General features: G+C 73.1%; 11 protein-coding genes. 5 read left to right on the forward strand and 6 right to left on the reverse strand.

The genetic code is table 11. The features are described from left to right. The first annotated feature begins 365 nt into the window (after positions 1-365). The gene (locus ADK41_RS13525; protein WP_030818933.1) at positions 366-2,159 is read left to right on the forward strand and encodes a hypothetical protein; all 1,794 of its coding nucleotides are present in this window, start codon (positions 366-368) and stop codon (positions 2,157-2,159) included. 116 nt (positions 2,160-2,275) lie between these two features. Here ADK41_RS13525 and fusA read toward each other — a convergent pair whose 3' ends face one another. Next, positions 2,276-4,321, reverse strand: coding sequence for an elongation factor G (gene fusA / locus ADK41_RS13530; protein WP_030818934.1), 2,046 nt, complete (start codon positions 4,319-4,321; stop codon positions 2,276-2,278). A gap of 480 nt (positions 4,322-4,801) precedes the next feature. Between fusA and ADK41_RS13535 the strand changes: the two genes are divergently transcribed. The 4 genes from ADK41_RS13535 (at position 4,802) to ADK41_RS13550 (ending at position 10,262) form a co-directional block, all read left to right on the forward strand. Next, complete coding sequence (locus tag ADK41_RS13535; protein ID WP_030818936.1) at positions 4,802-6,208, forward strand: MFS transporter; 1,407 nt, start codon at positions 4,802-4,804, stop codon at positions 6,206-6,208. Between the two features lie 545 nt (positions 6,209-6,753). Continuing rightward, complete coding sequence (locus ADK41_RS13540; protein ID WP_234318513.1) at positions 6,754-7,395, forward strand: response regulator transcription factor; 642 nt, start codon at positions 6,754-6,756, stop codon at positions 7,393-7,395. 89 nt (positions 7,396-7,484) lie between these two features. Further along, positions 7,485-9,029, forward strand: a complete 1,545-nt coding sequence (locus ADK41_RS13545) for an MFS transporter (protein WP_037803246.1) — start codon at positions 7,485-7,487, stop codon at positions 9,027-9,029. Between the two features lie 33 nt (positions 9,030-9,062). Further along, positions 9,063-10,262, forward strand: a complete 1,200-nt coding sequence (locus tag ADK41_RS13550) for an FAD-dependent oxidoreductase (RefSeq protein WP_030818944.1) — start codon at positions 9,063-9,065, stop codon at positions 10,260-10,262. A 217-nt stretch (positions 10,263-10,479) separates the two neighbouring features. Here ADK41_RS13550 and ADK41_RS13555 read toward each other — a convergent pair whose 3' ends face one another. The 5 genes from ADK41_RS13555 to ADK41_RS13575 all read right to left on the reverse strand — a co-directional run bounded on the left by ADK41_RS13555 (position 10,480) and on the right by ADK41_RS13575 (position 14,720). Next, on the reverse strand, positions 10,480-11,013 hold the full coding sequence (locus ADK41_RS13555) for a TetR/AcrR family transcriptional regulator (protein ID WP_030818946.1): 534 nt from the start codon (positions 11,011-11,013) through the stop codon (positions 10,480-10,482). A 73-nt stretch (positions 11,014-11,086) separates the two neighbouring features. Then, positions 11,087-12,358 (reverse strand): acyltransferase domain-containing protein, encoded by a 1,272-nt coding sequence (locus tag ADK41_RS13560; protein WP_051842769.1) that lies wholly within the window; start codon positions 12,356-12,358, stop codon positions 11,087-11,089. Beyond that, positions 12,355-13,194, reverse strand: coding sequence for a cyclase family protein (locus ADK41_RS13565; protein ID WP_030818950.1), 840 nt, complete (start codon positions 13,192-13,194; stop codon positions 12,355-12,357). The genes ADK41_RS13560 and ADK41_RS13565 overlap by 4 nt, the downstream gene beginning before the upstream one ends. A gap of 27 nt (positions 13,195-13,221) precedes the next feature. Then, positions 13,222-13,740 (reverse strand): methyltransferase family protein, encoded by a 519-nt coding sequence (locus ADK41_RS13570; RefSeq protein ID WP_051842771.1) that lies wholly within the window; start codon positions 13,738-13,740, stop codon positions 13,222-13,224. Further along, positions 13,737-14,720 (reverse strand): carbohydrate kinase family protein, encoded by a 984-nt coding sequence (locus ADK41_RS13575; RefSeq protein WP_030818952.1) that lies wholly within the window; start codon positions 14,718-14,720, stop codon positions 13,737-13,739. The genes ADK41_RS13570 and ADK41_RS13575 overlap by 4 nt, the downstream gene beginning before the upstream one ends. Positions 14,721-14,722: the final 2 nt, after the last annotated feature.

A 14,722-nucleotide genomic window follows, 5' to 3' on the forward strand; every position in this document is an offset into this window, starting at 1 on the left:
CGCGGCGGGGAACCGGCGAGGTGTCGGACCCGCCGCCGGTGCCCGGTCCGCCTCCGCGGGCCGAGGCGGCGCGTGCGGGAGGCAGGACGACGGCGCCGGTGGCCGCGGCTCGGATTCCGCGCATGGCTCCCGGTGCCCCCTTTCGGGGTGCGCGGGGCGGCGCCTCGGCGCGAGGGAAGCGCCTCACGTCTTAATTTAGAACGTGAGTTAAACCTTCTCGAGTCGGGACGTCAAGGGTTCGGACGGGCTCGTCCGACTCTTGCCGCACCCCTTGACTCATCTGTTCCACGGATGAACCATTCAGCGGCGAGAGAGCGCTCCCACCACCCCACGCCGTTCACTTCCCGAACCAGGAGAGCCGCCCCATGACGTCCGACTCCCCGTCGTCCTCCCGGCCACCGGCCATCGGCCGCCGCACCGTGCTCGGCGCCGCGGCCGCCGCCCCGGTCCTGGCCGGACTGCCCTCGGCGGCCTTCGCCGCGCCGTCGGTGAAACGCGGGAAACCGCGCCGTCTGAAGGGCGGTGGCGATCTCGGTCCCGACGTGATCGTCTTCGACCCGTCCACGCCGGGCATCCAGGCCAGGCTCGACGAGGTGTTCGCCCGGCAGGAGTCGGCGCAGTTCGGCGCCGGCCGCTGCCAACTGCTGTTCAGGCCCGGCACGTACCACGGGCTCAACGCGCAGATCGGCTTCTACACCTCCGTCTCCGGGCTCGGCCTCTCCCCCGACGACACCACCATCCACGGTGACGTGACGGTCGACGCCGGCTGGTTCGACGGCAACGCCACGCAGAACTTCTGGCGTTCGGCGGAGAACCTGGCGCTGGTGCCGGTCAGCGGCACCAACCGGTGGGCGGTCGCGCAGGCCGCGCCGTTCCGCCGGATGCACGTGCGCGGCGGGCTCGACCTCGCCCCGTCCGGCTACGGCTGGGCGAGCGGCGGCTACATCGCCGACAGCCGCGTCGACGGCACGGTCGGGCCGTACTCGCAGCAGCAGTGGTACACCCGGGACAGCTCGGTCGGCGGCTGGACCAACGCCGTCTGGAACATGGTGTTCTCGGGCGTCGAGGGCGCTCCCGCGCAGAGCTTCCCGGACCCGCCGTACACCACGCTCGCCACGACGCCGCTCTCCCGCGAGAAGCCCTTCCTGTACCTCGACGGCGACCGCTACCGCGTCTTCCTGCCCGCGCTGCGGAGGAACGCGCGGGGCGTCACCTGGGGCAACGGCACCCCGCGCGGCACCTCCCTGCCGCTGGAGCGCTTCTACGTCGCCAGGCCGGGCGACTCGGCGGCCACCCTCAACCGGGCGCTCGACCAGGGCCTGCACCTGCTGCTCACGCCGGGCGTCTACCACGTCGACCAGCCGGTCCGGGTGAACCGCCCCAACACGGTCGTCCTCGGCCTCGGCTACGCCACCCTGATCCCCGACCACGGCGCCACCGCCCTGAAGGTCGCCGACGTCGACGGTGTACGCCTCGCCGGCTTCCTGATCGACGCCGGTCCGGTCACCTCCCGTACGCTGCTGGAGGTCGGCCCGGACGGGGCGCGCCGGGACCACTCCGCGAACCCCGTCACCGTGCAGGACGTCTTCATCCGGATCGGCGGGGCGGGACCCGGCAAGGCGACCACCGGCATGGTGGTCAACGCCCGGAACACCATCGTCGACCACACCTGGGTCTGGCGCGCCGACCACGGCGACGGCGTCGGCTGGGAGACCAACCGCTGCGACTACGGCGTCGTCGTCAACGGCCACGACGTGCTCGCCACCGGCCTGTTCGTCGAGCACTTCAACAAGTACGACGTGCAGTGGAACGGCGAACGCGGCCGCACGGTCTTCTTCCAGAACGAGAAGGCGTACGACGCCCCCGACCAGGCCGCGATCCAGAACGGCTCGATCAAGGGCTACGCGGCCTACAAGGTCGGCGACCATGTCACCACCCACGAGGGCTGGGGCATGGGCAGTTACTGCTACTACAACGTGAACCCGGGCATCGTCCAGCACCACGGCTTCGCCGCCCCGGACCGTCCCGGCGTGCGCTTCCACGACCTGCTGGTCGTCTCGCTGAGCGGGCACGGCCAGTACGAGTGCGTCATCAACGACACCGGGGCCCCGACCTCGGGCAGCGACACCGTGCCGTCCAAGGTCGTGTCCTACCCCTGACCCGGCGTACGGGCCCGCACCGGCCGCCGGCGTCGGCCGGGGCGGGCCCGTACGCCGGCGGGGGCGGCCCCTCCCGGCTCCGGTCGTGAAAGGGGCCGCCGTTCACGCCTTACCGCTCACCGCGCGGGGGCCGGTGCGGGGGCGTGGCCGGTGGGCCGGGTGGTGAAGGTGCCGCGGCCCTGGGTGCGGCTGCGCAACCGCGTGGCGTAGCCGAACAGTTCGGCCAGCGGCACGGTGGCGGTGACGACCGTCGCGCCGGCCCGGGTGACCGAACCGGTCACCCGGCCGCGCCGCGCGGCCAGATCGCCGAGCACCCCGCCCACCGCGTCCTCGGGCACGGTGACCGTGACCTCGGCGACCGGCTCCAGCAGGACCATCGCGCAGGCCCGCAGGGCGCCTCGCAGCCCGAACCGGCCGGCGGTGCGGAACGCGGTGTCCGAGGAGTCCTTCACATGGGTCGACCCGTCGGTGAGCGTGACGCGGAGCCCGGTCACCGGGTGACCGCCCAACGGCCCCTCGGTCAGGGCGTCCCGGCAGCCGGCCTCGACCGCGCGGACGTACTCCTGCGGCACGCGCCCGCCGACGACCGCCGAGCGGAACTCGAAGCCGGCGCCGGGCGCCGCCAGCGGCTCGACGTCCAGCACGACGTGGGCGAACTGGCCCGCCCCGCCGTCCTGTTTGACGTGCCGGTACACGAACCCGGACACCCCGCGCCCGACGGTCTCCCGGTGACTGACCCGGGGGCGGCCCATGGTGACGCCCACCCCCTGCTCACGCCGGATCTTCTCCACCGCGACCTCCAGGTGCAGCTCGCCCATGCCGGACAGCACCGTCTGACCGGTCTCCGGGTCGGTGCGCACGACCAGCGAGGGGTCCTCCTCGGCGAGCCGCGCGAGTGCCGACGCCAGACGCCCGGTGTCCGTGCCCTTCAGCGCCTCGACCGCCACGGAGACGACCGGCTCGGCGACCCCCGGGGGCTCCAGGACGAGCGGGGCGTGCGGTGCGCACAGGGTGGAGCCGGGGCGGGCGGACCTGAGTCCGATCACGGCGACGATGTCCCCGGCGACGGCCCGCTCCAGTGGGGCGTGCCGGTCGGCCCGGACGCGCAGGATGCGGCCGATGCGCTCGGAGCGGCGCGCGGTGGCGTCCCACACGGTGTCTCCCTTCTCGATCGTTCCCGCGTACAGGCGCAGGTAGGTCAGCCGTCCGGTGGCGGTGGCGGTCACCTTGAACGCGAGGGCGGCGAGCGGCGCCGCCGGGTCGGCGGACCGCCGCTGCTCGGTGCCGTCGTCCTCACGCGTACCGCGTACCGGCGGCACGTCGAGGGGTGACGGCAGGTAGGCGAGTACGGCGTCCAGCAGGGGTTCGACGCCGCGGTCGCGGTAGGCGGAGCCGCACAGGACGACGACGGCGTCACCGTCGCGGGTCAGGTCCCGCAGGGCGGCGGTGAGCGTGCCGGCGTCGAGCGCACCCGTGGCGCAGAACTCCTCCAGCGCGCCCGGGTGCAGTTCGGCGACGGCTTCCTCCAGCAGCCGGCGCCGCCGGTGCGCCTCCTCCCGCAGGTCGTCCGGCACCGGTGCCGGATCGCGTGCCTCGCCCGCGTCGGTCCAGGTCAGGGCCCGCATGTGCAGCAGGTCGACGACGCCGGTGAAGGCGTCCTCCGCGCCGATCGGCAGCTGCACCGCCAGGGGTGCGGGGTGCAGCCGCTCCCGGATGGAGGCGACGGCGGCGTCCAGGTCGGCGCCGGCCCGGTCCATCTTGTTGACGAACGCGAGGCGCGGCACACCGTGCCGGTCCGCCTGCCGCCACACCGACTCGCTCTGCGGCTCCACGCCGGCGACCGCGTCGAACACGGCGACCGCGCCGTCGAGGACGCGCAGGGAGCGCTCCACCTCGTCGGCGAAGTCGACGTGGCCCGGGGTGTCGATGAGGTTGATCCGGTGACCGTCCCAGGCGCAGCTGACGGCGGCGGCGAAGATGGTGATGCCCCGGTCGCGTTCCTGCGGGTCGAAGTCGGTGACAGTGGTGCCGTCGTGCACCTCGCCGCGCTTGTGCGTGGTGCCGGTGGCGAACAGGATCCGTTCGGTGACGGTGGTCTTGCCGGCGTCGACGTGGGCGAGGATGCCCAGGTTGCGGACGGTGGCGAGGGGGTCGGTGCGCATGGCCCGTGGCCTTTCGGGTGTTCCGGGAAAGGGCGGCGCGATCTCCCCGGCGCACGGCCTCGGACGCCCCTGATGTGCCGGGCGTCGAGGATCAGATGTGCGTCGGGGGCGTCCGGTGCCGGCCGCGCAGCGGGCACCGGGCGGACCGGGACACCAGGATCACCACGGACCGACGGGACCGGGAACGGGGAGCGGCGGCAGCGGCGCGATCACGCACGGCCCGTCTCCCCCCACTGGTCATGGATGCGCGGCCCGACGGCGGGCGGCGTCTGTGCGATGAGTGTAGGGAGGGAGGGGAGGGCCGGGCCACGCAATATCGACGTCTCACATGGTGGTACGACGTTTCTGACCAGTGAGATGTCTGAGATCGTTGTACGGCCCACACGGTTCGCGCGGCCTCCCGCGAGGGAGAACGCGTGGCTCCGTGCGGGCGGCCGGTGTACGCCGCCGGTGACCGTTCCTCCCCGGAAAGACCGTGAAATGCCCGCACCCACCACCAGTCCGGCCCCGGCACCCGTCAACTCTCGGTCCCGGGTCCTCATCGCGAGCCTCATCGGCACGACGATCGAGTTCTACGACTTCTACATCTACGCGACCGCCGCCGTCCTGGTCTTCCCCAAGCTCTTCTTCCCGAACAGCGACCCGACGACGGCGCTGCTGTCGTCCTTCGCGGTGTTCGGCGCCGCGATGGTCGCCCGCCCGATCGGCGCCGTGGTCTTCGGGCACCTCGGCGACCGGCTCGGCCGCAAGGGCACGCTGGTGGCGTCGCTCCTCACCATGGGCATCGCCACCTTCCTCATCGGCGTGCTGCCCACCTACGCGCAGGCCGGCTGGGCCGCCACCGCACTGCTGGTGCTGATGCGGCTCGCGCAGGGCTTCGCGCTCGGCGGCGAGTGGAGCGGCGCGGCCCTGGTCGCCACCGAGAACGCCCCGAAGGGCAAGCGCGCCCTCTACGGCACGTTCCCGCAGCTGGGCGCCCCGCTCGGCTTCATCATCGGCAACGGGCTCTTCCTGATCATCGGCGCGCTGCTGCCGTCCACGGCGGGCGCCGACCCGTCCCAGCCCTCGGACGCCTTCCTGAGCTGGGGCTGGCGCATCCCGTTCCTGTTCTCCGCGGTGATGGTCGCGATCGGCCTGTGGGTGCGCATGCGCCTGGTGGAGGCGCCGGTCTTCTCCAAGACCCGCGAGGCCGGGCTGGTGCGCAAGCTGCCGCTGGCCACCGTCTTCCGCAACCACTGGAGGCAACTGGTCCTCGGCACCTTCTTCATGCTGGCGACGTACGTGCTCTTCTACCTGATGACCACGTTCTCGCTGAGCTACGGCCGCACCCCCGAGGACGCCGCCGTGCCCGGCCTGGGGTACGGCTACACCACCTTCGTCCTGATGATGATCTTCGGGGTGCTGTTCTTCGCCGCGTTCACCCTGGTCTCCGGCCCGCTCGCCGACAGGTACGGCCGGCGCGCCACGCTGATCGCGGTCACCGCCGGGATCCTGGTCTTCGGGCTGGTGTGGGTGCCGCTGATCGGCCTGGGCACGCTGGGCGTGGTGCTGTGGCTGGTGCTCGGCTTCACGCTGATGGGCATGACGTTCGGCCCGATGGGCGCGCTGCTGCCGGAGCTCTTCCCGACGAGCGTGCGCTACACGGGCTCCGGGATCTCCTACAACGTCAGCTCGATCCTCGGCGCGGCCGTCGCCCCGTTCATAGCGGTCGCCCTGTGGGAGGCCGGCGACGGCTCGCCGTGGCTGGTCGGCGTCTACCTCTCCTCGATGGCGCTGCTGACCCTGGTCGCGCTGCTGCTGGGCAAGGAGACGAAGGACGTCGGGCTCGACGAGGGCGAGGCCGTCGACGCCTCCGGCCGGGACGAGGCCCCCGCCACGACCTCCTGAGCCGTCCCGCCCCCGCGCCGCGGCCCCCTTCCCTCCCCGTCCGGGAGCGGAAGGGGGCCGCGGCGCGTCCGCCCGGGCGGCATCGGCCGCGCACAGCCGACGGCGGCGCAGACGGTGGCGCTCCGGCCGCGCCCCTGCGGACCGAAGCCGGCGCCGTCGGCGTCGACGCGGGGCCACGGAGCCTCCCGGCGGGCAGCCCCGCACGAGCCGTCGCGCGCGGCGGGGAAATCCCCACCCCTCCACCCCGGCCGAATCACGCCCGTCACGCGAAGAAAATAGGTCAGACGTTCAATTACCGACGCGCAGGAAATGACAAGAATGGGGAATGCCGCCCCCAATGAGCACGCGTTACGCGCGCATCAACTTCCTGACCTTGTCCGAAAATAGTATGAGCAGTCGTGTACTATCGGTCGCCAGTTGGCCCATTTTCCGACAGCCAGCGGAGGACAGGCCGACAACGGGGGCATCTCGATGCACCCGCGCACTCTCTTCACGATCGTGAATACGACGGAGGGTCGCCGATGTCATCGATTCGGATCTTGCTCATGGACACCGAACGGCTGGTCGCCGAAGGTTTCCGCAACCTACTGCAGAGTTTCAAGGAGTTCTCGGTGGTGGCCGTCACACACGACGAGGCCACCACACTGCGCCAACTACGGCGACATCATCCGCACCTCGTCGTGATGGGCCCGGGAGCGGGCGGAAACGGAGGCATGGACACCGCGAGGGCGATCCGCCGGAGCTCACGGCACGTCCGCATCATCGTCCTGGCGTCCAGCCGGCAGCCGATCCACATGCGCGAAGCCTTCGTGGCCGGCGCCAACGCCTACCTCTCGCGCGACATCGACGCCCAGGAACTGCGCGACACCCTGCTCACCGTGCACCGCGAAGGCGTCGCCCTGTCCGCCGCGGCCGCCGGGCAGGTCCTCGAACTCGTCTCCGGCGGACTGAGCCGCGACGCCTCACCCCTCGACCTGCTCACCCGGCGCGAACGGGAGATCCTCTTCCTGGTCGCGGACGACCAGGAGACCCACCACATCGCCGCCCGACTGGGCATCACCCCCAAGACCGTACGCAACTACCTCAGCCGCATCTACGCCAAACTGGGCACCCGCAACCGCCTCCAGACCGCCCTGTACGCCCTGCGCTGCCCGGACTTCCACCCGCAGTCGGTCGTCAAGACCTGACCCCCTCTCCGTCCGCGCCCACCTCGGAGTCAATACGATACGCTACCTGTAGCGTATCGTATTGACTCCGGACTGGGAGGGGCGGCGTCGTGCTCAAGCGATGGTGGACCTTGTGCGTGGTGTCGGTGGGCAGCTTCATGCTGCTCCTCGACGTCACGATCGTGAACATCGCACTACCCGACATCGAGGAGGCGCTCGACGCGTCCCTCACCGATCTGCAGTGGGTGGTGGCCGCCTACGCCGTCGCACTGTCGGCCGCCCTGCTCACGGCGGGGTCGCTCGCCGACCGGTTCGGCAGACGAGCCGTCTTCTCCTGGGGGATGGCCGTCTTCACCCTCGCGTCCCTGCTGTGCGGGGTCGCCCAGAACCCCCTGATGCTCAATCTGGCGCGGGTGCTGCAAGGGATCGGCGGCGCCGCCCTGCTGGCCACGTCCCTGGCGCTGCTGGCCGCCGCCTACCCGGACAACAAGGACCGCCACGTGGCGCTCGCCGTCTGGGGCGCGGTCAGCGGCGCCGCCCTGGCCGTGGGACCGCTCGCCGGCGGGATCCTCGTGGAGGGCGTGGGCTGGCGGTGGATCTTTCTGGTCAATCTTCCGGTCGGGATCCTGGCCCTCGTCGCCACCGTCCTGCGCGTCGACGAGTCCCGCGCGGAGCGGCCGGGCGCCATCGACTGGCCCGGCTTCCTCACCCTCGGCACCGCCCTGGGCACGCTCTCCTTCGCCCTGCTGCGGGCCAACGAGGAGGGGTGGGGCAGCACCCCGGTGGTCAGTGCGTTCATCGTCTCGGGCGTCTCCCTCGTCGTCTTCGTCGTCATCGAACGGGTCCGGCGCGACCCCATGCTGCCGGGTGAGCTGTTCGAGAAGATCACCACCACGGGCGCCGCGCTGGGCGTACTGGCCATGAGCACGACGGCGTTCGCCCTGCTCCTGTACATCACCCTGTACCTGCAGACGGTGCTGGGCCACGAACCACTGGCCGCGGGGCTGCGGCTGCTGCCGCTGACCCTCTCCATCTTCGTGGCGTCCGCGGCGGCGGCCCGCCTGGGGACCCTGTTGCCGGCCCGCTGGCTGGTCTCCGCGGGCCTGGCCTGCATCGGTACGGGACTGCTGCTCATGGGCGGCATCTCCGTCTCGGACGACTGGACGGGCCTGCTCGCCGGTCAGCTGGTCACCGGTCTCGGTGTCGGCCTGGTCAACCCCAACGTGGTCGCCGCCGCGATGGGCGCGGTCGAGCCGGCCCGGGTCGGCGTCGCCTCCGGGCTGAGCAACACCTGCCGCTCCCTGGGGATCGCCGTGGGGGTGGCCACGCTCGGCTCCGTCTTCGCCGACCGGGTGCGGGACGGCGTCCACGACGCACTGGTGGGCACCCCGCTGGAGGCCCGGGCCGGCGAACTCGGCCACGCGGTGGCCTCCGGGCAGGTCGGTCCCGTGCTCGCGCAGCTGCCCGGGGAGCAGCGCGGGGTGTTCGCCGGGGCGGCGCAGGGCGCGTTCGTCGACGGCCTCAACTCGATCCTGACCGTCTCCGCGGTGGTGGCCTTCGTGGGGGCGGTCGTCGTCCTCCCCCTGATCCGCGGCCGCGACCTCGTCACCACCGGGCCCGACGGCGAGCCCCTTCCGATCGCCGCGGGGCACTGATCCCCGCGCCACCGTCAACCACAGGAGCAGACTGTGCAGACCCTGACCAGCCGGTGCGTCGTCGTCGGCGGTGGCCCCGCGGGCATGATGGCGGGCCTGCTGCTCGCCCGGCAGGGCGTGGACGTGACCGTCCTCGAGAAACACGGTGATTTTCTGCGGGACTTCCGCGGGGACACGGTGCACCCGTCGACCCTGCGGATCATCGAGGAACTGGGGATGATCGACGAGTTCCTGCGGATCCCGCACAGCAAGGTCAGCACCATCACCGTGCAGACGCCCGCGGGCCCCACCGTCTTCGCCGACTTCGCGAGGATCCGCGGCACCCACCCGTACATCGCGTTCATGCCGCAGTGGGACGTCCTCGACTTCCTCGCGCGCAAGGGCCGGGAACTGGACACGTTCCGGCTGCTCCAGAAGGCCGAGGCCACCGGGGTGGTCCGGGAGGGAGACCGGGTCCGCGGGGTGCGGGCCGTGACGCCGGACGGGCCCCTGGAGGTCCGGGCGGACCTCGTGCTCGCCGCCGACGGCCGGCACTCCGCCATGCGCCGGTCCGTCGGGCTGCCCGTCTCGGCGTCCGCGGCGCCCATGGACGTGCTCTGGTTCCGGCTGAGCCGAGAGCCGGGCGAGACCATGAGCTTCCTGCACACGGGTCCCGGCTTCGTCCTGGTCACCATCGACCGCGGTGAGTACTGGCAGATCGCCTACGTCATCCCGCAGGGCGCCTACGAGACGGTCCGCGCGGAGGGCCTGGACCGGCTGCACGCCGACGTGGCCTCCGTGCACGGGCCGTTCGCCGCGCGGCTGGGCCGGGAGATCACCGACTGGGACCACGTGAAGCTGCTGAGCGTGCGCGTCGACAGGCTGCGCACCTGGCACCGGCCGGGGCTGCTGTGCATCGGCGACGCCGCCCACGCGATGTCGCCGGCGGGCGGGGTGGGCATCAACCTGGCCGTGCAGGACGCCGTGGCCGCCGCGCGGATGCTCGGTCCGGTGCTGCGTGCCGGCCGCACCCCCGACCGGCGCGAGCTGGCCGCGGTCCAGCGCCGCCGTTCCCTGCCGGTGCGGGCGGTGCAGACGGCCCAGGTGCACATGCTGGCCGACCTGTACCCCAAGGACCGCAGGACCACGGTGGAACGCCCCCTGGCCGCCCGCGTCGTCCGCCGCTTCCCCTTCCTGACCCGCTGGACGGCCCAGTTCATCGGCGTCGGCCTGCGCCCGGAGCACGTGGACTGACGCGGTGCGGGGTGTCGGACGGCCAGGGGCGCCGCCGGGGAGGGAGTCGACGGGCAGGGGCGCGAGCGGCCGCCTCGGCGGTGCCGGCGGTGCGGCCGGACGGACCGGGGCACGGGCCGGGCACGAGCGTCCGCGACGACGGCCTCGCCGGGCGTGGGGGGCCGGACACGCCGTGCGGTCCCGTGGGCCGGCCGCGGGGCCGGTCCACGGGACCGCCTCAGGCGCGGATCGACGGCCAGACGACGTCCAGGACCCGGTCGGCCCAGTCGGACGGCGGGGTGCCCTGGGTGACGGAGCGGGCTATGTAGGAGCCCGCCAGCATGCTCACCACCGTCTCGTGGTCCACGCCGGCCCGCAGTTCCCCCTCCGCCTCCCCCGCGCGCAGCGTTCCGAGCATGACGTCCAGGCGGGGACGCAGAATGGTCTCGCGGAAGGCGCGGGTGAATTCCGGGTCCTCGTCGCCGTGCAATACCGCGGCGAGGGCCCGCAGCCCCACCACGTCCTCGAGACCGCGCCTGAATTGCTCAAGCAAATTCAGTAGTCTTTCCCGGACCGGGATTCCCACCGGCGGCTCGGGAATGTCCTCCACGAAGGCCAGGGAGGAACGCAGCAGCTCGTAACGGTTCCTGTAACGCCGGTAGATCGTGGTCTTCGCGACCCCGGAACGCTGGGCCACGGCCTCCACGGTGACTCCCGTCGGCCCTCTCTCCCGCAACAACGCGAGTGCCGCGAGGACGATCTCCCTGGACACTTCCGCACTGCGCGGCCTTCCCGGAGCCGACCGCGTTTTTTCTCCCTGAACCATTCCGCGGATTATAACTGCGTCAAGGGGCCGGACGGACCCCCGCGCCGACCGCGGACCGGCTCACCGGCGTCCCGGCCGTGTACAGCCGGCCGAGGGCGTCCAGCATCGTCCCCGTGCCGTCGGTACTGCGGCCCAGCGACGCCGGCCAGGAACGTCCGCCGCCCGGCAGACAGCGGGCGCCGAGCCCCACCAGCGCCCGTCCCGGCCCGAGTTCCAGGAAGGCGCGCACCCCCATCGCGTCCACCGCGCGGATCGCGTCCAGGAAGCGCACCGGACCGCGCATGTGCCGCCCCCAGTACGCCGGGGTGAGCTGTCCGGCCTCCACGGGCCGCCCGGTGACGGTGGAGACGAAGGGCACGCGGGGAGCACCGGGGCGCACCCCCTTCGCGGCGGCGGTCAGTTCGCCGAGCGCCGGTTCCTGGAGCGGCGAGTGCAGGCCCGCCGGCACCGGGAGCCTGCTGACCCGGGTTCCCGAGGCGCCCAGCCGCTCCGTGATCCGGTCCAGGGTGGCGGCCCGCCCCGACAGCGACACCTCCCCCGGTGAGATGACCGCCGCGATCCCCACCGTCGGCTCGAAGTCCCCGAGCACGTCGAGTGCGGTGTGCTCGTCCAGGGCGACGACCGCCATCGCGCCGTCCGTGACCCGCTCCGCCAGGGTGATCTCCGTGCCGAGCAGCCGTACCGCGTCCTCCATCCGGAGCGCGCCCGCGCAGGCGGCGGCCGCGTACTCGCCGGAGCTGAAGCCGAGCACCGCCGCGGGCTCGACGCCCCTGCTGCGCCACAGCTCGGCGAGGGCCGTGCTCACGCAGAAGGTGCCGAGCGCGCCGTGTGCCGTCCGGTGCACGACGTGGGGCTCCGCGTCGGGGTGGAGAAGCCGCTGCAACGGCGTCGAGACGAACGGCCGGGCCGCCTCCGCGCAGCGGTCGAACGTCTCCCGGTACACCCGCTCGGTGCGGTACAGCCCCTGCCCCATGCCCGCGAACTGCGCGCCCTGGCCGCTGAAGAGGAACGCGACGCGCGCGTCCCTCCCGGCGACCCCGGTGCGCACCTCGCGGACCGTCTCCCCGGCCAGGTGGGCGTCGAGGCGGGCGGCGACCTCCTCGGCGGTGCGTCCGGTGACGCTCAGCCGGTGGGCGGCGTGCGGGCCGTCGGCGGCGCGTGCGCACACCTCCGGCAGCGAAGGGCCGCCGGGCCGCGTCAGCCGGGCCGCGGTGTCACGTGCGAGGCCGGCCAGCTCCTCGGCGCCGGGAGCGGACAGGAGGAGCAGGCGGGTGCCGTGGTCCGCGTTCATGGCCGCCGCTCCGTCCCCGGCTCCTCACCCGCGCGGTCCGTCTCGGCCACCGCCCGGCACCAGGCCGCGCCCGCGTCGGCCAGGGCCACGGGGAAGGCCGTGAAGGTGAAGGGTCCCTCGGGGATCTCCCGGAGCCGGGCGAGCCCTTCGATCTGCACGAACTCCCTGCGCCTGCCGTGCATGTGGGCGGGCCACAGGACATCGCGGTCCCCCGAGGAGTAGTAGCGCTCGACCATGTCCCGGGGAGGCCCGTCGAAGCTCCAGCAGTCCGTGCCGAGGACCTTCACACCGAGGTCCAGCAGGTGGTCGACGGCCCCGGGGGTGATCGCCGTGGACCGCGTGTGGTACTCGGGCGTGCCCAGACGCAGATCGGAATCGGTGCGGAAGAGCACCACGGTTCCGGGCCCGACGCGTGCGCCGGAGTCCGCCAGCGCCTCCTTGGCGTCGGCCGCGGTCACCTTGTCCCCGCAGGCCCGGACGTCCAGCACGACCCCGGGTCCGCGGAACCACTCCAGGGGCAGGTCCATGACCTTCCTGGCGGGGCGCCCCTCGCACTCGGGCCCGTAGTGGAAGGGCGCGTCCACGTGCGTGCCCTGGTGCACGGACATGCGGTAGAACTCGTTGGACAGGAAGCAGCCGTCCGGCAGGTCGTGGGGGCGCAGCCGGCGGCGGCCGGTCAGCCACCGCCAGTGGTTGACCAGCCGGTCCCTGCGGCTGTCGCCGGGCAACGCCCGTATGCGGCGGGAGAGGTGGCGGATGCCGTCCCGGTGGAGCCACTGCTCGAACTCGACCCCGGGGGCGCGGCGGCTGACGGGGATGCTCAGGTCGACGTACACGACTACTCCTCACTCAGTGCGTGTCACTCAGTGCGTGCGCCGGTGCGCGGCCCGGCGGCCGGTGGTCCTCGCGGTGCCGGGGATCCACCCGGGCACCGCGCGCCGGTAGGCGGCGTACTGCTCCCCGAAGGCCGCCCGCAGTCCCGGCTCCTCGATCCGGACGGTGGTCACGCAGGACACGGTCAGGACGAACGCGGCCCAGACCAGGACGGCCGTCGCGGACCACAGCAGGGCCTCACCGGCCAGGAGCAGGGTCATCCCGGCGGCCATGGGGTTCCGGATCACCCCGTACCAGCCCGACCGGACCAGTCGCTCGGGCGGGCGGTCGCCCAGGGGGGTGGGCTGGCGCAGGTAGACGCGGTCCACGGCGTCCGCGGTCATCCAGGCGCCGAGCAGGGCCAGGACGAGCCCGGCGGTCGCACGGAGCCCGTCCGCGCCCGGCGGCGGGGGGCCCGGCAGCCACAGGCCGAGCGCCGCGGGGACCGCGCCGGCCACCACGAGGGGGATCAGCAGGGGTTCCGCGCGCAGGGTCCGTGGGCGGTTCACGGCAGGCTCCCGAGCACGGGGGCGAGGGCGGTCGCCGCACGTTCCCCGTAGGTGCCGCGCAGCCGGGCCGCCAGCGAGCGGGCGCTCACCGTGTACTCCTGGGTGCCGACCGACTCCAGGGCGAAGGAGGCGAGGACGCAGCCCAGCCGGGCCGCCGCCTCGACCGGGACGCCCCGGGCGACGGCGGCGAGCATCCCGGCGCGCAGCGCGTCGCCCGCGCCGGTCGGTTCGACGGCCGTGACGTCGGGGACGGCGGGCACCACGACCGGCTCGTGGCCGGAGCGCTCGACGAGCACCCCGGCGGCGCCGAGCGTGGTCACCCAGGTCCCGACCCGTTCCAGGATGCTCCGGGCGGTCCAGCCGGTGCTCTCCTGGAGCAGCGCCGACTCGTACTCGTTGGTGAACAGCCAGCGGGCGTCCGTCAGCAGGAACTGCGCGTCCGCGCGGTTCAGGCGGGCGATCTGCTGCGAGGGGTCGGCGATGAACGGCAGTGCGGCGGTGCGGCACTCCTCGGTGTGCCGGAGCATCGCCGCCGGGTCGTTCGGCGAGACGACCACGAGGTCGAGCGGCCCGGCCCGCTCGGCCACCTCGTGCAGCGAGATGGTGCAGGCCGCCGCCATGGCCCCGGGGTGGAAGGCGCCGATCTGGTTGTGGTCGGCGTCGGTCGTGCAGACGAACCGTGCCGTGTGCCCGCCGGGCACGACGAGCACGGAGTCGGTGTCGACGCCGTGCTGCTTCAGCCACACCTGGTAGTCGGTGAAGTCGGGCCCGACCGCGCCCACGAGCAGGGGCGTCAGGCCCAGGCGGCCGAGGCCCAGGGCGATGTTGGCGGCGACCCCGCCGCGCCGGATCTCCAGCCGGTCGCACAGGAACGACAGGGAGACGCTGTGCAGCCGGTCGGGCACCAGTTGTTCGGTGAAGCGGCCCGGGAAGAACATGAGGTGGTCCACCGCGATGGACCCGGTGACGGCGATGCGCACCC

It is taken from the genome of Streptomyces caelestis (genome assembly GCF_001279005.1).
Taxonomy (GTDB): domain Bacteria; phylum Actinomycetota; class Actinomycetes; order Streptomycetales; family Streptomycetaceae; genus Streptomyces; species Streptomyces heliomycini.

Coding starts and splice junctions, on each gene's coding strand:
- fusA (WP_030818934.1), bottom strand. CDS start 4,321: ATGCGCACCGACCCCCTCGCCACCGTCCGCAACCTGGGCATCCTCGCC.
- ADK41_RS13525 (WP_030818933.1), top strand. CDS start 366: ATGACGTCCGACTCCCCGTCGTCCTCCCGGCCACCGGCCATCGGCCGC.
- ADK41_RS13535 (WP_030818936.1), top strand. CDS start 4,802: ATGCCCGCACCCACCACCAGTCCGGCCCCGGCACCCGTCAACTCTCGG.
- ADK41_RS13540 (WP_234318513.1), top strand. CDS start 6,754: ATGGACACCGAACGGCTGGTCGCCGAAGGTTTCCGCAACCTACTGCAG.
- ADK41_RS13560 (WP_051842769.1), bottom strand. CDS start 12,358: ATGAACGCGGACCACGGCACCCGCCTGCTCCTCCTGTCCGCTCCCGGC.